General features: G+C 74.1%; 16 protein-coding genes and 1 tRNA gene. 7 read left to right on the forward strand and 10 right to left on the reverse strand.

The features are described 5' to 3' along the window. Position 1 precedes the first annotated feature (1 nt). Positions 2-1,636 (forward strand): glycerol-3-phosphate dehydrogenase/oxidase, encoded by a 1,635-nt coding sequence (locus tag CRP51_RS06820; RefSeq protein ID WP_097230100.1) that lies wholly within the window; start codon positions 2-4, stop codon positions 1,634-1,636. A gap of 450 nt (positions 1,637-2,086) precedes the next feature. Then, positions 2,087-3,064 carry a PAC2 family protein gene (locus CRP51_RS06825; RefSeq protein WP_097230101.1) on the forward strand — a complete coding sequence of 326 codons (978 nt, stop codon included), beginning with the start codon at positions 2,087-2,089 and terminating at the stop codon, positions 3,062-3,064. 160 nt (positions 3,065-3,224) lie between these two features. Here the strand turns inward: CRP51_RS06825 and mshC are convergent, their stop codons facing one another. The 5 genes from mshC to CRP51_RS06850 form a co-directional block, all read right to left on the reverse strand. Continuing rightward, positions 3,225-4,454 carry a cysteine--1-D-myo-inosityl 2-amino-2-deoxy-alpha-D-glucopyranoside ligase gene (mshC, locus tag CRP51_RS06830; protein ID WP_097230102.1) on the reverse strand — a complete coding sequence of 410 codons (1,230 nt, stop codon included), beginning with the start codon at positions 4,452-4,454 and terminating at the stop codon, positions 3,225-3,227. Positions 4,455-4,562: 108 nt separating this feature from the next. Further along, on the reverse strand, positions 4,563-5,411 hold the full coding sequence (locus tag CRP51_RS06835) for an SCO1664 family protein (RefSeq protein WP_097230103.1): 849 nt from the start codon (positions 5,409-5,411) through the stop codon (positions 4,563-4,565). Continuing rightward, entirely contained in the window at positions 5,372-5,965 is a 594-nt protein-coding gene (locus tag CRP51_RS06840; protein WP_097230104.1) for a DUF3090 domain-containing protein, read from the reverse strand. Before CRP51_RS06840 ends, CRP51_RS06835 begins: the two co-directional genes overlap by 40 nt. A gap of 96 nt (positions 5,966-6,061) precedes the next feature. After that, positions 6,062-6,754: an MSMEG_4193 family putative phosphomutase gene (locus CRP51_RS06845; protein ID WP_097230105.1), complete on the reverse strand. Its 693-nt coding sequence runs from the start codon at positions 6,752-6,754 to the stop codon at positions 6,062-6,064. A 112-nt stretch (positions 6,755-6,866) separates the two neighbouring features. Continuing rightward, a complete protein-coding gene (locus tag CRP51_RS06850; protein WP_097230106.1) occupies positions 6,867-7,916 on the reverse strand; it encodes an LLM class F420-dependent oxidoreductase in 1,050 nt (349 codons plus the stop codon). Positions 7,917-8,000: 84 nt separating this feature from the next. Here CRP51_RS06850 and CRP51_RS06855 point away from each other — a divergent pair, with 84 nt between their 5' ends. Then, complete coding sequence (locus tag CRP51_RS06855; RefSeq protein ID WP_097230107.1) at positions 8,001-8,987, forward strand: aldo/keto reductase; 987 nt, start codon at positions 8,001-8,003, stop codon at positions 8,985-8,987. Then, positions 8,984-10,894: a helix-hairpin-helix domain-containing protein gene (locus tag CRP51_RS06860; RefSeq protein WP_245880417.1), complete on the forward strand. Its 1,911-nt coding sequence runs from the start codon at positions 8,984-8,986 to the stop codon at positions 10,892-10,894. The genes CRP51_RS06855 and CRP51_RS06860 overlap by 4 nt, the downstream gene beginning before the upstream one ends. Before the next feature lies 1 nt (position 10,895). On the opposite strand, the gene CRP51_RS06865 is transcribed toward CRP51_RS06860, so the two are convergent. Further along, a complete protein-coding gene (locus tag CRP51_RS06865) occupies positions 10,896-11,579 on the reverse strand; it encodes a hypothetical protein (RefSeq protein ID WP_097230109.1) in 684 nt (227 codons plus the stop codon). A 47-nt stretch (positions 11,580-11,626) separates the two neighbouring features. Between CRP51_RS06865 and CRP51_RS06870 the strand changes: the two genes are divergently transcribed. After that, positions 11,627-11,815 carry a DUF5703 family protein gene (locus CRP51_RS06870; RefSeq protein ID WP_097230110.1) on the forward strand — a complete coding sequence of 63 codons (189 nt, stop codon included), beginning with the start codon at positions 11,627-11,629 and terminating at the stop codon, positions 11,813-11,815. 105 nt (positions 11,816-11,920) lie between these two features. On the opposite strand, the gene CRP51_RS06875 is transcribed toward CRP51_RS06870, so the two are convergent. The 3 genes from CRP51_RS06875 to CRP51_RS06885 all read right to left on the reverse strand — a co-directional run bounded on the left by CRP51_RS06875 (position 11,921) and on the right by CRP51_RS06885 (position 14,480). Further along, positions 11,921-12,592, reverse strand: coding sequence for a chaplin (locus CRP51_RS06875; RefSeq protein WP_097230111.1), 672 nt, complete (start codon positions 12,590-12,592; stop codon positions 11,921-11,923). A gap of 146 nt (positions 12,593-12,738) precedes the next feature. Continuing rightward, positions 12,739-12,972 (reverse strand): chaplin, encoded by a 234-nt coding sequence (locus tag CRP51_RS06880; protein WP_097230112.1) that lies wholly within the window; start codon positions 12,970-12,972, stop codon positions 12,739-12,741. A 146-nt stretch (positions 12,973-13,118) separates the two neighbouring features. Then, positions 13,119-14,480: a M20/M25/M40 family metallo-hydrolase gene (locus CRP51_RS06885; RefSeq protein ID WP_097230113.1), complete on the reverse strand. Its 1,362-nt coding sequence runs from the start codon at positions 14,478-14,480 to the stop codon at positions 13,119-13,121. Between the two features lie 175 nt (positions 14,481-14,655). On the opposite strand from CRP51_RS06885, the gene CRP51_RS06890 reads away from it, so the two are divergent. Then, positions 14,656-14,743, forward strand: a tRNA-Leu gene (locus tag CRP51_RS06890). A gap of 197 nt (positions 14,744-14,940) precedes the next feature. Here CRP51_RS06890 and CRP51_RS06895 read toward each other — a convergent pair. Beyond that, positions 14,941-15,720, reverse strand: a complete 780-nt coding sequence (locus CRP51_RS06895; RefSeq protein ID WP_097230114.1) for a helix-turn-helix domain-containing protein — start codon at positions 15,718-15,720, stop codon at positions 14,941-14,943. Between the two features lie 117 nt (positions 15,721-15,837). Between CRP51_RS06895 and CRP51_RS06900 the strand changes: the two genes are divergently transcribed. After that, positions 15,838-16,188, forward strand: coding sequence for a nuclear transport factor 2 family protein (locus CRP51_RS06900; protein ID WP_097230115.1), 351 nt, complete (start codon positions 15,838-15,840; stop codon positions 16,186-16,188). The last annotated feature ends 256 nt before the right edge of the window (positions 16,189-16,444 follow it).

Here is a 16,444-nt window from a genome sequence, read left to right on the forward strand (position 1 = left end):
GATGAACACCCCGCACCCGACAGCCGAACCGGCCGCCATAACCCGCGCCGAGCGGCGCGCCGAGACCCGGCAGCGACTGGGCGAGGCGACCTACGACCTGCTGGTCATCGGGGGCGGCATCCTGGGCACCTCGGTGACCTGGCACGCCGCCCAGTCGGGGCTGCGGGTGGCGATGGTGGACGCCGGTGACTTCGCCGGCGCCACCTCGTCCGCGTCCTCCAAGCTGGTGCACGGCGGCCTGCGCTACCTCCAGACCGGGGCCGTGCGGCTGGTCGCCGAGAACCACCACGAGCGGCGCGTGCTGGCCAAGGACGTCGCCCCGCACCTGGTCAACCCGCTGACCTTCTACCTCCCCGTCTACCAGGGCGGCCCGCACGGCGCGGCCAAGCTCGGCGCCGGGGTCTTCGCCTACTCGGCGCTCTCCGCGTTCGGCGACGGGGTCGGCCGCGTGCTCAGCGCGAAGAAGGCGGCGGCCAAGGTGCCGGGGCTGCGCACCGAGGGGCTGAAGGCCGTCGCGGTCTACGGCGACCACCAGATGAACGACGCGAGGGTCGCCGTGATGACCGTGCGCGCCGCCGCCGAGTCCGGGGCGACGGTGCTCAACCACGCCGAGGTCACCGGGCTGCGCAAGAGCGCCGGCCGGGTCACCGGAGCCGAGCTGCGGGACCGGCGGGACGGCTCGGAGTTCGGCGTGAACGCGCGGCTGGTGCTCAACGCCACCGGGCCCTGGGTCGACCACCTGCGCCGGATGGAGGACCCGGGGGCCGCGCCGAGCGTGCGGCTCTCCAAGGGCGTGCACGTGGTGATGCGGCGGGCGGCGCCCTGGCCGGTCGCGCTGGCGACGCCGGTGGACAAGTACCGCATCACGTTCGCCCTGCCGTGGGAGGACCAGCTGCTGCTCGGCACCACGGACGAGACCTACGAGGGCGACCCGGGCGAGGTCGCCGCGACCGAGGCCGACATCGCCCAGATCCTGGACGAGGCCGGCCACTCGGTGCGCGACGAGCAACTGGACCGGGACCTGATGACCTACGCCTTCGCCGGGCTGCGGGTGCTGCCCGGCGGGCCGGGCGGGGTCGCCAAGGCCAAGCGGGAGACGGTGGTCACCGAGGGCGCCGGCGGGATGCTCTCCGTCGCCGGGGGCAAGTGGACCACCTACCGCCACATCGGGCGGACCGTGCTGCGCAAGCTGGCCAAGCTGCCGGGCGAGCCCCTGGGCGGCGAGATGGAGCCCGTCTCCGACCTGGTGCGCCGGGTGCCGCTGCCCGGCGTCGCCCGCCCCAACGCGGTCGCCCACCGGCTGCTGTCCGACCCCGACCTCGGGGAGCTGCTCGGTCCCGCGACGGCGGGCCATCTGGCGAGCCACTACGGTTCCCTCGCCTTCGACATCGCCGAACTGGTCCGCAGGGACCCGGCGTTGGGGGCACGAGTGCACCCGGACAGCCCGGAGATCGTGGCCCAGCTCGTCTACGCCAGGGACCACGAGTGGGCCGAGACCGAGGACGACGTGCTGCGGCGGCGCACCACGTTGACCATCAGGGGCCTGGACACGCCCGAGGTGCGCGAGCGGGTGGCCGAGGTGCTGGGGCGCGAGGGAGGCGCCCGCGCCGAGGGGGACGCCCCGCCGGCCGCGTAGACCGTCCGGGCCGCCGCCAGACGCCCGGCCGCCCGACGGGCGGCCGGAACGGCGCGTTCCATGTCAATCTGCCCGACGGGGTTCCCCCCTTTCCGGTGGGGCGTCACCCCCTGGTTGACGGGGTGGACACGGATGCGCGGACCGGAGTAACTGTGCCCTCCCCCGCGCCTCCCGGGGCGCGTGGCGAACGCGCCGGTGAGACTGGCGCGCGCCCGGCGCCACCTGCGGGCGCGCGCCAGTCCGCCGCCGCGCGGGCGGACACGGAACAGCACCGTGCCGCGCCCGGCCGGCTCCCCCGTGGGGGTGAATGTCCGGAGACAAGCCTGCCCCGGGCAGGCGTACGAGGACGGCCTGTTGGGCACGGTCACGCCGTAGGCTGGGGCCGCACGGAAACTTATGGCAGCCGGGGTGGGACTACACCGTTCCGTCCCGGCCGGGAGGAGGCGCTGGGTGATCGAGCTCGACGGAGTTCCCGAGCTGGTTGACCCGGTCATGGTGGCCGCGTTCGAAGGCTGGAACGATGCTGGTGACGCCGCCTCCGCAGCGGTGGCGCATCTGGAACGTGAGTGGAAGGGCGAGGTGTTCGCGGCCCTCGACGCCGAGGACTACTACGACTTCCAGGTCAACCGCCCGCACATCTGGCTGGACGGCGGCGTACGGCGCATCACCTGGCCCACGACCAGGCTCTCCGTGGTGCGGATCGGCTCGGAAGACGGCCCGGTCAGGCGTCGGGACCTGGTGCTGGTCCGGGGGATCGAGCCCAGTATGCGCTGGCGCTCGTTCTGCAACGAGATCCTGGGCTTCGCCCACGAGTTGGGCGTGGAGATGGTCGTGGTGCTCGGCGCGCTGCTCGGCGACACCCCGCACACCCGCCCCGTCCCGGTCACCAGCGTGACCTCGGACGAAAACCTGGCCCGCACGCTGGACCTGGAGGAGTCGCGCTACGAGGGCCCCACGGGCATCGTCGGCATCCTCCAGGAGGCGTGCGGCCACGCCGGCGTCCCCGCCGTGACCCTGTGGGCCGCGGTGCCGCACTACGTGGCGCAACCCCCCAACCCCAAGGCGTCGTTGGCCCTGCTCCACGCGCTGGAGGACCTGCTCAACCTGGGCATCCCGATGGGCGACCTCGCCGAGGACGCCCGCGCCTGGCAGATCGGGGTCGACCAACTCGCCGCGGAGGACAGCGAGGTGGCCGAGTACGTGAAGTCCCTGGAAGAGGCCAGGGACACGGCCGAGCTGCCGGAGGCCACGGGCGAGGCCATCGCCAAGGAGTTCGAGCGCTATCTGCGCCGCAGGGACGGGCAGCCGCCGACCGGCGAACAGGGCTCCTACCTGCGCGACCCCGGCACCCACCGCCCCCGCAGGCCCCGCCCCCCGGAGAACGAGGGCGGCCCGCCGGAACCGGGCGGCAAGGAACCCGAGGAGTAGCCACGGCCGGCCGGGCCCTCACATGCGACGCGCGTCAACTCCCTTTTCGAGCGGCGGGAGTTGACGCGCGTTCCTCGTTCCGGAGCTCCCGCTCCGCCCGCTCCCCCGCGGGGAGGCGGGCGGTGCGGCACCTTCCCCACGCCGGAGGCGTCCCGGCGCGTTACAGCGCGACGCCCAGCAGCGCGTCCACCGCGCGGCTGGTGACGCCGGGGGCGCCCGGGTCGTCGCCGCCCGTGCGTTCCTGGGTCTCGGCCCAGCGGTCCACGGCGCGCAGCGCGGTCGGGGCGTCCAGGTCGTCGGCCAGCGCCGCGCGGACCTCCGCGACCAGGGCGTCCGCCGACGGGCCCTCGGGGCGCGAGACGGCGTGCCGCCAGCGGGCCAGCCGCGCCTCGGCCTCCGCGAGGACGGCGTCGGTCCACTCCCAGTCCGCACGGTAGTGGTGGGCCAGCAGCGCCAGCCGGATCGCCGCCGGGTCCCGGCCCTCCGCGCGCAGTTGGGAGACCAGCACCAGGTTGCCCTTGGACTTGGACATCTTCTCGCCCTGGTAGCCGACCATCCCCGCGTGCACGTAGCTCCGCGCGTAGGGGTGCTCGCCGGTGAGGACCCGGGCGTGCGAGGCGCCCATCTCGTGGTGCGGGAAGGCCAGGTCGGAGCCGCCGCCCTGGACGTCGAAGCCCATCCCGAGATGGTCCAGCGCGATGGCCACGCACTCCACGTGCCAGCCCGGCCGGCCGGGGCCGAGGCTCGCGCCCTCCCAGGACGGCTCGCCCTCGCGGGCGGCCCGCCACAGCAGCGGGTCCAGCGGGTTCTTCTTGCCCGCCCGCTCCGGGTCGCCGCCGCGCTCGGCGGACAGCCGCCGCATCTCCTCGGCGTCCAGCCCGGCCACCGAGCCGAAGCGGTCGTCGGAGGCCACCGAGAAGTAGACGTCGCCGTCCACGTCGTAGGCGGCGCCGCTCTCCCGCAGCCGTTCGATGAGCGGGACGATCCGGGGTATCGCCTCGACGGCGCCCACGTAGTGCTCCGGCGGCAGCATCCGCAGCGCGGTCATGTCCTCGCGGAAGAGCGCGGTCTCCCGCTCGGCCAGCGCGGCCCACGGCTCACCGGTCGCCTCGGCCCGCTCCAGCAGCGGGTCGTCGATGTCGGTGACGTTCTGCACGTAGTGGACCCGACGCCCGGAGTCGAGCCAGATCCGCTGCACGAGGTCGAACGCGGTGTAGGTGGCCGCGTGACCCATGTGCGTCGCGTCATAGGGGGTGATGCCGCAGACGTAGAGCCGGGCGACGGGGCCGGGCGTCAGCGTGAGGGAACGCCGGCGCGCGGTGTCGTGGATCGTCAGATCCGGGCTCTGACCGGGCAGAACGGGGACCTTGGAGGCAGGCCAGGCATACATGTCACCGAGCCTAACCGCCGCCCCCCGCCCCCCACGAGCGGGCCCGCGCCGGCGGAAGGCACCGGGCGCGGGCGCGGCGACGCTCGGACCAGCGGCCAGCGGCGGCGCTCAGACCAGCGGCCAGGGGATCGCCGGCCACTCCCCGCCGGGCGCCGGATGCCTGCCGGACTCCAGCAGCGCGTCGACCCGTTCCCGCAGCGCGGCGCACTCCGCGGCGGTCAGCAGCCCGGCCAGCCGTCCGGCCAGCTCGCCCCCGTCGGCCAGCGCGACGCGCAGTCCCTCCAGCGCGGCCAGGATCTCCGCCGGCAGCGGCTCGCCCGCCCAGCCCCACAGCAGCGTGCGCAACTTGTTCTCGGTGTGGAAGCTCACCCCGTGGTCGATGGCCTGGAGCCGGCCGTCGGGGAGCGGCAGCAGGTGGCCGCCCTTGCGGTCGGCGTTGTTGATCACCGCGTCCAGCGTGGCCAGCCGGCGCAGCCCCGGGTGGTCGGCGTGGACCAGCAGCGCCGTCCGGCCCTCGGCGACCTCGGCGAGGCCGACGGCCCTCCAGCCGGGGCCCGCCTCCTCGCCCTCGACCAGGGCCAGCAGCCGCTCGTCCGGCCCCCGGCCGAAGTCGGGCGCGTCCGGCAGCGGACCCACCCACAGCTGGACCATCCCCGTGCCGAACGGGCCCTCGCGCAGCACCGTCGGCGGCACCAGGTCCCAGCCCAGCGCCCGGCAGACCTCGTGGGCGGCGACCTCGCGCTCGGCGAGGGTGCCGTCGGGGAAGTCCCACAGCGGGCGCTCCCCCGACACCGGCTTGTAGACGCAGTGCAGGGTGCGGCCGTCCCGTTCGACGGTGGAGTAGAGCACCGCGTTGGAGGCGTCGGTGATCCGTCCGAGCACCGTCAGCTCGCCCTCGGCGAGAAGCTCCCGCGCGGTCACGTCTGGCTGCGCCGGTATCCGTTCTGGCGCGGGCATACATGTCCCTCCGGGTCGAGCGGCAGGCTGCACAGCGGGCAGGGCGGCCGGCCGGCGTTGACGACTTCCAGCGCGCGCTTCGCGAAGGCGCGCGCCATGGTGCCGCTCAGCCGCACCCGCAGCATGGGCGGTCCGTTCTCGTCGTCCCGCAGCAGCCGCTCCTCGGCCTCGGCGAACTCCTCCTCGGAGTCCGCCTCCAGCTCGACCAGCGCCTGCGCCTCGACGATCATGCGCTCGGCCTCGCCGTCCCAGGCCAGAGCCATGGTGCCGACCCGGAACTCCTCGTCGACCGGCGAGACAAGCGGCGCGGTGTCGGACACCTCGGCGGGCGCGACGGCCGGAACCGTCGTGTTGCCGCCCGAGCGCCGCACCACCTCGTCCAGCAGCTCGTCGATGCGCTCGGCCAACGCCTCGACCTGCGCCTTCTCCAACGCGACGCTCGTGGTACGGCCGGCCGCCGACGCCTGTAGGAAGAACGTGCGGCGGCCAGGCAACCCGACGGTCCCGGCGACAAAGCGTTCGGGAGGGTCGTAGAGGAAGACCTGACGGGACACGTACTGCTCCGGGGACTCGATTGCTGGGACAGGTGCACCCTACTGCGCCTGACGATCACCGCGCCCGGGGACCGCCAGGGGAACGCCGGACCCCGGCTACGCGCCGCCGCCGACCGGGGACCTCGTGGACTCGTGCGCGTCCCTGGCCGCGGCCTCCGTGTGCGGCACGAACTCGCCCAGGTCGCCGGTGTCGCCGAAGCGCAGCAGCAGCGGGGGCTCGCCGTAGCGGATGGCGGTCACCGAGGCGGGGTGCGGCAACAGCCGCTGGAACAGGTCGAGATGCATCCCCAGCGCGTCGGCGACCACGGCCTTGATGTTGTCGCCGTGGGTGCAGGCCAGCCAGACCGCCTCGGGCCCGTGCTCCGCCGCGATCCGCGCGTCCCACTCGCGCACGGCCGCCACCACGCGGTGCTGGACGTCCCGCAGCGCCTCGCCCTCCGGGAAGACGACGGCGGACGGCTGGGCGCGGACGGTGCGCATCAGCTCCGTCTCGGCCAGGTCCTTCAGCGGCTCGTTGGTCCAGCGGCCGTAGTCGCACTCGATCAGCCGCTCGTCGGAGTGGACCGCGACGTCGGGGCGCGCCTCACACAGCGGCGCCACCGTGCGGGCGCAGCGCAGCAGCGGGCTGTGCACGATCGCGGCCAACGGCACCCCGGCCAGCCGGCCCGGCAGCGCCGCCGCCTGCTCCTGGCCGTAGGCGTCGAGGTCGACGCCCGGCGTGCGGCCGGCGAGCAGCCCCGAGGAGTTGGCGGTGGTCCGGCCGTGCCGGAGAAGCAGCAGCGTGGGCATGGCGACCAGGGTAGAGCAGACGGGGGAACGGGCCGGGCGCCGCCCGTCCCCCGCACGGGGGACGGGGGTGGAACGGCCCCCCGCGCGGGCCACGGCGGGCCGTGCCGGCCGCTCAGGCGAGCCCGGCCCGCTCCAGGGCGGTGACGCCGGCGCGCAGGCCGGCGAACCGCTCCTCGCGGGTGAACCCGGCCGGCGCCAGCGACAGGGTGGTGGCCCCGGCGTCGGCGAAGGCCCGCATCCGGTCGGCGATCCGCTCGACCGGGCCGATCAGCGTGGTCGCGTCGATCAGCTCGTGCGGCACGGCCGCCGCCGCGCCGTCCCGGTCGCCGGAGAGGTAGCGCTCCTGGATGGTGTCGGCGGCCTCGCCGAAGCCCATCCGGTGGGCGAGCCGGTGGTAGAAGTTCTGCTTGCGGCTGCCCATCCCGCCCACGTAGAGGGCCGTGTACGGACGGAAGTGGTCGGCGAGCGCGGTCAGATCGTCACCGACGGCCAGGGGAACGGTCGGCACGAGATCGAACCCGTCCATCGTCCGACCGATCTTCTCCCGCCCGGCCCGCAGCGGCGCCAGCGTGGTCTCCTCGGCGTGCTCGGGCGAGAAGAAGATCACCAGCGCGCCGTCGGCGATCTCGCCGGTCTGCTCCAGGTTCTTCGGGCCGATGGCGGCGATGTAGAGCGGGACGCGCTCGCGGATCGGGTGCACGGTGAGCTTGATCGGCTTGCCCGGCCCCTCGGGCAGCGGCAGCGTCCAGTGCGTGCCCTGGTGGGTCAGCCGCTCGCGGGACATGGCCTTGCGGACGATCTCCACGTACTCCCGGGTGCGGGCCAGCGGGCGGTCGAAGCGGACGCCGTACCAGCCCTCCGAGACCTGCGGGCCCGAGACGCCGAGGCCGAGCCGGAAGCGACCGCCGGAGAGGCTGTCCAGCGTCGCCGCGGTCATCGCCGTCATCGCCGGGGTCCTGGCCGGGATCTGGAGGATCGCCGAGCCCACGTCGATCCGCTCGGTCTGCGCGGCGACCCAGGACAGCACGGTCGGCACGTCCGAGCCGTACGCCTCCGCGGCCCAGCAGACCGCGTAACCGAGGCGGTCGGCCTCCTGGGCGACCGCCAGGTTGTCCGCGTCCATCCCGGCGCCCCAGTAGCCGAGGTTGATTCCGAGCCGCATGAGATCCCCTTCAACGACGCCTACCCGCCGGTAACGCACCGGTCCCTGGGACTGTAGCGTGCCCCGCAAGTACGCTCAACGGCCATGGATCTCAGGCATCTCGGCCGCACCGGCCTGCGCGTCTCCCGCCTCGGGCTCGGCACCCTCACCTGGGGCAGCGAGATAGACGAACGCGGCGCGGCGGAGTTGCTCAAGACGTTCTGGGCGGCCGGCGGCACGCTCGTCGACACCGCCGACGTCTACGCGGACGGCGAGGCGGAGCGGCTGCTGGGCCGGCTGCTGGACAGCGCGGTGCCGCGCGAGGACCTGGTGATCGCCACGAAGGCGGGCAGCGTGCCGGACCCGGACCGCAGGTTCGACACCTCGCGCGGGCACCTGCTGGCCGCGCTCGACGCCTCGCTGGCGCGGCTGCGCACCGACCACGTCGACCTGTGGCAGGTCCACGCGTTCGACCCGGACACCCCGCTGGAGGAGACGCTCCAGGCGGTGGACGTGGCGATCACCACCGGCAGGGCCCGCTACGCGGGGGTCTCCAACTTCAGCGGCTGGCAGCTGGCCAAGGCGGCGACCTGGCAGCTGGCGGCACCCGTCGGGCGCAACCGGCTCTCCAGCACGCAGATGGAGTACTCGCTGCTGCAACGCGGGGTGGAGCGCGAGGTGTTGCCGGCCGCGCTGGACCTGGGACTCGGGCTGCTGCCCTCCTCGCCGCTGGGGCGCGGGGTGCTCACCGGCAAGTACCGGGAGGGGGCCAGGCCGACGGACTCGCGCGGTGCCTCGGACATGCTGGCGGGCTTCGTGGCGCCCTATCTGGACGAGACGGCCGGCCGGATCGTGGACGCGGTCGCCATAGCCGCCGACGGCCTCGCGGTGACGCCGGGGCAGGTGGCGCTCGCCTGGGTACGGGACCGGCCGGGGGTGGCGGCGCCGCTGCTGGGGGCGCGCACGGCGCGCCAGTTGGAGGAGGCGTTGTCAGTGGAGGCCCTTAGTCTTCCCGATGAGATCCGCCGGGCGCTGGACGACGTGTCGGCCCCGGTGCACCACTATCCCGACCAGGACTGGAGTTCGCTGTGACCTCCGAGCACGCCACCCCCGCCGCCGACCCCGCGGCGGAGCTGCGGGCCGCCGTGCGGGCGGTGGAGAGCGGTGAGCGCTCCGCCGCCTCCTTCTACCACCGCCCCGAGCCGCCGCGCGCCCCGGCGCCGCAGGCGCGGCGCGGGCCGGCGCGACCGCCGGCGGCCGAGGCTGCGGTCCCGGTGCCGGACGGGCTGCCGGGGCTGCTGGCCGCGGGGGGCGCGCCGGAGGCGCTGGCGCCCCGGGTCGCCGCCGCGCTCGGGGAGGACGCGGAGCGGGAGTTGCGCGCGGACCCGTGGCGGCTGCTGGCGACGCCGGGCGTCGCGCCGCGCCAGGCCGACGAGTTCGCCAGGGCGCTGCTGGGCGACGAGGCGGGTCCCGGGGACGCGCGGCGCGGGCAGGCGCTGGTCGGCTGGCTGCTGGAGCGCGCGGCGCTGGCGGGGCACACGGCGCTGGAGCCTGGCCGGCTGGCCTCCGGGCTCGCGGAGCACGCGGTGCCGGAGCCCGAGGAGGCGGTCAGGACGGCCATCGAGGAGGGCGCGGTGCTGGTCTTCCGGGACCGGGACGCCCCGCTGGACGGGCCGGCCGCCGAGGGCGAGGAGGCCGAGGCGCGGCTGCTGGTCGGCCTGGAGCGTTACGCGATGGCCGAGGAGGGCCTGGCCGACGGGCTCGGACGGCTGCGCGGCACCTTCGTCGCGCCCGGGGGCGAGGCGGCCGAGGGCTGGGCGGCGGCCGCCGCCGAGGCGCCGAGCCCCTCGGCCGCCGAGCTGATCCGCGCGGCCGGCGAGGCCGCCGTGGTGACGCACACCGGGGGCGAGGCGGCCAGGGCGGAGCCGCTGGCGCTGGCGCTGGCCGCCGGTCGGCTGGGGCTGCGGGCCGCCGTCGCGGCCCACCAGCCGGACGGGCGGCGGCGGTTGGCGTCCGCGCTGGGCGAGCGGGCGCCGGTGGAGGCGGTGACGGTCTCCGGGCTGCTGGAGGGCCGGGAGGGCCCCGAGCGGGACGGCGAGGGCAGGTTCCCGTGGGACCTGCTGGTGGTGGTGGACGCGGAGCGGCTGGCCGCCGAGCCGGCCGCCGCGCTGGTGGAGTCGCTGCCGGACGGCGCCAGGCTGGTGCTCAGCGGTGATCCGCTGCTGCTGGGCTCGGCGGGCCCCGGCCAGGTGCTGGCCGACGTGCTGGCCTCCGGCCGTTTCCCCCGGGTCGTCTCCCGGACCCCGGACCCCGGACCCGTCGGGGAGCTGGTCTCGGGGATCGGCGTGGGCGAGCTGGCGAGCGTCGAGGCGCCGGACCGGGAGGTCGTGATCGTCCCGGTCGCCGACCCGGGCGAGGCGGTCCACCGCACGGTCCAGCTGGTGACGGAGTCCATCCCGCGCGCCTTCGAGCTGGGCGCCGAGCAGGTGCGGGTGATCGTCCCCGCGCACGGCGGCCCCGCCGGCACCCGGGCGCTCAACGCGGCGCTCAAGGCCCGGTTGAACGCGGGCCCCGGCGCGTTCGGCGGCTTCGACCCGGGCGACCTGGCGGCCCACTCCCCCGCCCCCGGACAGCTGCGGCTGGTGCGGGTGGTGGAGGCCGACGAGCGCGGGCTGTGGGTCGAGGACGAGGACGGCAGGTTCGTGGTGCCGAGGGAGCGGGTGGCCGAGACGCTGCGCCACGGCTGGGCGGTCACGGCACACCAGGCGGCCGGCCTGCGCTGGCCGGCCGTCGTCGCGGTGCTGCCGGGGGACGCGGCGGGCGCGCTGGACCGCCGCTGGGTGTACACGGCGTTCGGCCGCGCCGCGCGCCACCTCTCGGTGGTGCAGGGCTGCGGGCCGGCGCTGGAGCGCGCGGTCGCCGCGCCCCCGGCGGGCGAGCGCGAGACGCGGCTGCGCGCGCTGGTGCGCGAGCAGCCGCAGGCGCCGCCGGCGGGCTGAGTCAGCCGCCCAGCCAGCGGGGCACCTCGTCGACCGCGTCCAGTGCCTCGTCGTCGAAGGCATCGCTGATGTCGAAGCGGCAGATGACGCGCTCGGCGTCGACGGCGTCGAAGGGGGCGGCCAGCCACTCCCCCGGCTCGGCGGGCTCCTCCTGGGCGGTCACCCAGAGCGTCGCGTCGCCCTCGGCGAGGCCGAACTCCTCGTGCCGGGAGGCGATCTCGTCGGGGTCGAACTCGCCGAAGAGCACCCCGAGCGCCGCCTTGACGCTGCGCCCGGCGGCCGGTTCGGCCGAACCGCCCTCGCTCTCCACGCCCTCGGCGTCGAGCTCGGCGATCCGCTCGGCCTGGCCGAGCAGCCGCCTGGGCTCGGAGACCAGGTAGTCCCGCCGCATGAAGACGCTGATCACCTCGGGGTCCTCGGGGCCGTCGTAGGCGGCGCCGTCGGAGGCCGGCACCTCGAAGGGCGTGACCTCGTCGTAGACCTCGTACAGCAGCTCGTCGTACACCTCGCCCGCGGCCGCCATCTCGTTGAACGCGGCGAAGACGTCGGCGTCGGCCGCCTCGACCTCCGCGTCGGTGGCCGCCGCGCGTCGTTCGATGGCGGCCAGATGCCGGTCGAGCGCTTCTTTGAGCGCCTCCGAGGCGGCACGGACTTCGGCAGCCGTCGGCTGCGCAGCATCAGACATGGTGCAGACGGTATCGGCATCCAGGGCTTGGCCGCACAATAGATTCGATGCCGGAATACGAGTTTCGCGATGTGTATGTGCCACGTGGGGTCTCGCGAGCCGCCACGACCCGTCTGCTGACCGAGCACGCCGAGTACGGACACTGGGAGTTGGCCAAGCTCCGCCTCCAGCCGGACGGGAGCCGCCAGGTGCGGCTGAAACGACGGATCATCCGCCAGCTGCGCCCCACGTGGTGACGCCCAGGGCGCGGTGATCCGGCGGAGAGTGCCCCGGAGACGACGAACGAGTGGGTCCGCTCGGACCCACTCGTTCAGGTGGCGTGCGCCGTTGGGCGCGCGAACTCAGCCCTGCTGGGCCGTCCGCGTCCTGCGGTAGAGCAGGGTGCCGCCGAGCACCAGGCCCGCGCCGACCGGCACGGCGGCCATCAGCGCGAAGTTGCCGCCGGTCGCGGCGAGTTGCGTCTCGACGACGGGGGTGTCCTCCTCGACCGGGGTCGTCTCGGAGATCAACTCCGGGGACGGGCCCTCCGGCTCCTGCTCCGGCTCCTCCGCCGGGGTCTTCGGCTCCTCGGGCTCCTGCTCCGGGTGGGGCGCCCGCTCCTGCGGGGCCGCTCCGTTGACGCACTCGTTGCCGGAGGCCGGGTTCCCGACGCCGACGACGTCGACGCTGTTGCCGCAGGCGTTGACCGGCACCTCGATGGGCGCCTGGATGTTGTTGCCCGAGATCACGCCCGGCGAGTTGCTGGCGCCGCCGCTGGCGTGCGCGCCGCCGCCCTCGTTGACGCAGGTGTTGCCGAACGCCGGGTTGAGGAGCCCGACGACGTTGATCGTGTTCCCGCAGACGTTGACCGGCACGTGGACCGGCGCCTGCACGGAGTTCCCGGAGACGACCCCGGGTGAGTTGGCCGCGCCGCCCTCCGCTTCGGAGTCGGCGAACGCGATACCGCCGGTAGCTGCCAGCACGCCGCCGGCGGCGAAGACGGTGAGCAGGCCGTTTCGCGTGACCTGTCGCATGGTTGTTTCCCCTGACTGACTCGGGATGGGTCGCGGGGTGGGGGGTGAGGGCACCCGCGCCCGACGTAGCGCCTGGGCGGCCCCGGAGCGCGCGATGGCGCTCCGAGGCCGCCGGCTCAAGCCCTCGGTGAGATGGGGGACGGGCTTCAGGCGTTGACGCAGGTGTTGCCGAACGTCGGGTTCAGCAGGGCGACGATGTTCACGGTGTTCCCGCACAGGTTGATCGGGACGTGCACCGGCACCTGGATGTTGTTGCCCGAGATCACGCCGGGGGAGGCGACAGCGGCACCGGCGGCGCCCGAGTCCGCGACCGCGAGCCCGGCACCGGCCAGCGCCAGACCGCTGGCGGCTGCCGCAGTGGCGACGACCTTCTTGATCATTACTTCCTCCTCATTGACAACGCGGACCCCAGCCGGGGACTGCATGTGTTGCAACGAGAGGGTCAAAACAAGGGCACGAAACCCCACCGGCATTCACCTGACCTGAGGAATTCCGCACGCCCGAACGATTTAGGGCCGCCCTCCGTTCAGCACTGGTCCAGGAAGCGGTCGAGCACCCGTACGCCGAACTGGAGCCCGTCAACCGGGACCCGTTCGTCCACACCGTGGAACATCCCGGCGAAGTCCAGCTCCGGCGGCAGCTTCAGCGGCGCGAAGCCGAACGAGCGGATCCCCAGGTCGTCGAACGACTTCGCGTCGGTGCCGCCCGAGAGCATGTACGGGACCGCCCGCGCGATCGGGTCCTCGGCGACCAGCGCCGTCTGCATCGCGTCGACCAGCGCCCCGTCGAAGGTGGTCTCCAGCGCCTTGTCGCTGTGGATGTCCTCCCGCCTCACGCGGGGGCCCAGCACGCGGTCCAGGTCGGCGAGGAACTCCTCCTCGAAACCCGGCAGGAACCGCCCGTCCACCGCGGCCGTCGCCTGGCCGGGGATCACGTTCACCTTGTAGCCGGCGTCGAGCTGGGTGGGGGCCGCGGTGTTCTGGAGCGTGGCGCCGATGATCTTGGCGATGCCGCCGAGCTTGGCGAGCGTCTCGTCCATGTTCTCCGGGTCGAGCGGGGTGCCGAGCGCGTCGGACAGTTCGTCGAGGAAGGAACGCACCGTCTTGGTCACCCGCACGGGGAACCTGTGCCGCCCCAGCCGGCCCACCGCCTCGCACAGCTCGGTGATGGCGTTGTCGTCGTTGGTCATCGACCCGTGGCCTGCGGTGCCGTCGACGGTCAGCCGCATCCAGTGCATCCCCTTCTGGGCCGTCTCCACCAGATAGAGCCGCAACTTCTCGTTGACGGTGAACGAGAAGCCGCCCACCTCGCTGATCGCCTCGGTGACGCCCTCGAACAACTCCGGGTGGTGGTCGACCAGATGGCGCGCGCCGTAGACGCCGCCGGCCTCCTCGTCGGCGAGGAACGCCAGCACCACGTCCCTCGGCGGCTTCCGCCCCGAACGCAGCCGCTCACGCACGACGGCCAGCGTCATCGCGTCCATGTCCTTCATGTCGACCGCGCCGCGCCCCCAGACGCAGCCGTCGGCGATCTCGCCGGAGAACGGGTCGTGGGTCCAGTCCTCGGCGTTGGCCGGCACCACGTCGGTGTGGCCGTGGATCAGCAGCGCCGGCCGGGACGGGTCCTCGCCGGCGATGCGGGCGACGGTGGAGGCGCGGCCCGGGTGGGACTCGAAGATCCGCGGTTCGAGGCCGACCTCGGCCAGCTTCTCGGCCACGTACTCGGCGGCGGCCCGCTCCCCGGGGCCCGAGTGGTCGCCGTAGTTGCTGGTGTCGATCCGGATCAGCTCGCGGCAGAGGTCGACGACCTCCTCCTCGGCGCGGCCGAGGCCGCCACCCGCCGCGCTCTCCCGGGCGGCGCCGCCCTGGCCGGGGCTGCTTGCGCTCACAACTGCCTCCTCCTGCGGTACGTCCCCTCATCCTCCCCCCGACCGGCCCCGTTCCCAAGGCCGTGGGCCGGTCGCCGCCCGCGGAACGGGCCCGGGGGCCGGCGCGTCATCGGGGCCCGGACCTTTGCTATGGTTTCCCTCGTCGGCGCGGCCCCGGAGGTCGCGCGTTCACCTCGTCCGGGTGGCGGAATGGCAGACGCGCTAGCTTGAGGTGCTAGTGCCCGTTTAAGGGCGTGGGGGTTCAAGTCCCCCCTCGGACACCACATCTTCCCAGGGCTGACCTGCGGTTTCTCTCCGGCTGGGGCTCTCGGAGGCCCCGTGTGGACAACCGCGTGACCAACGCGAGTGATCTCGCCGCCGAACAGCCAGGAGACAAGCCTGCTTTCATGCGTCGCGCGCGCGGACCCGCACGCGCGCCGATTCCGTGAGCCTGGCCCGCGGCGGGACCTCCTGGCATGGTCTACCGCTGGTCGAACCGGCGTCGGGTCTCGTGGTCGGCCGGCAGGAACGTCTCCAGATGCAGCCCCTCCAAGGCGGCGTCGGAGGCGGTGCTGAGGGTGGCGGAGGTGCTGAAGAATCGGAGCGGGTCGCCGTCGACGTCGATCTCGAGAGTGATCACCGGCCCCGTGGGGGGAGTGGGGACGTCGGGCTTGCCGAGGTACCCGGCGATCTCCGTGGCAAGCTCGTGGTGGCGCCGATCATGGGTGCGCTCGGCACGGTGACTCGCCTGCCGCAGCAGGTGGCCGCCCCACTCCGCGAGATTGCCGATCCGGCGGGCCAGCCCGTCCGGATGGAGGCAGACCCGGACCACGTTGACCGGCGGCTCCAGCAACTCCGGCGCGCAACCGGTCAGCAGCCGGTCGACGGCGGCGTTGGCGTCGACGATGTCCCAGTGATCGTCCAACAGTAGCGCGGGATACGGCAGATGGGCGTCGAGGAGCCGGCGCAGACCGTCCATCACCACCGCGATCGACGCGTCGTCCCACCGGCGATCCTGATAGCGCGGTGCGTAGCCGGCGGCCAACAGGAGTCGGTTGCGCTCCCGCAGCGGCACATCCAGGTTGTCGGAGAGACGCATGAGCATCTCCGGCGTCGGGTGCGCCTTGCCGGTCTCCACCCGGCTGAGGTGCCGGGTGGAGACCCGCGACCGGTTGGACAGCTCCTGCTGGCTGAACCGACGTCGTTCGCGCCAGGTCCGCAACAGCGCACCGACCGGCGGGGCTTCGACTGCAACGCTCATGCCCGTGAGCCTAAGGGTCCGTATCCGGGGGGCCATGACCTGGGAGGTCGTGGATCCGCCGGCCGGGCCCGGGCCAGGATGCCGGCAGCCGATCGGAACGAACGGGAGAAAGCAACCATGAAGGCTGTTGTTGCGCAGTACCTGGCCACCTGGAACGCGACCGGCGACGAGCGGGCGACGTTGCTCTCCAAGCACTGGTCGCCCAAGGCGACCTACACCGATCCGCTGGCGGAGGTCTCCGGCCACGAGGGGATCACGGCGGTCGTCGACGGCGTCCGGGCGCGGTTTCCCGGGTTCGTGTTCGCCCAGGTCGGTGAGGCCGACGCCCACCATCGCCTGGTGCGTTTCCGCTGGGGCCTGGGCCCGGAGGGAGCCGAGCCGCTGGTGATCGGATTCGACGTCCTGGTGCTGGACGAGTCAGGCCGGATCCAGGACGTGCACGGCTTCCTGGACAAGGTGCCGGCATGACGGCGCCCCGCGCGTAAGCGATCGCCTGACTGAAGGACGGCGAGGCCGGCCCGGCGATCGCGGAGTACGTCGGGCGGACCGAGGCCGGACGGCACGGTACGGCGGCCGCTGCTCGTGCACGGCGTCGAGGGCACCGACGGTGGTCCCGTCACGTGGCCAACGCGGGGAAGACAGCGGTCGGGAGTAGACGGCAAGCCCCGGGTGGAGGCCGCGAGGCCGAGCCGTGCGCCCAGCCCCTGCGCGCAGCCCGAGGTGG

Origin of the sequence: Streptomyces zhaozhouensis, assembly GCF_900230195.1 — a bacterium.
Lineage (GTDB): Bacteria > Actinomycetota > Actinomycetes > Streptomycetales > Streptomycetaceae > Streptomyces > Streptomyces zhaozhouensis.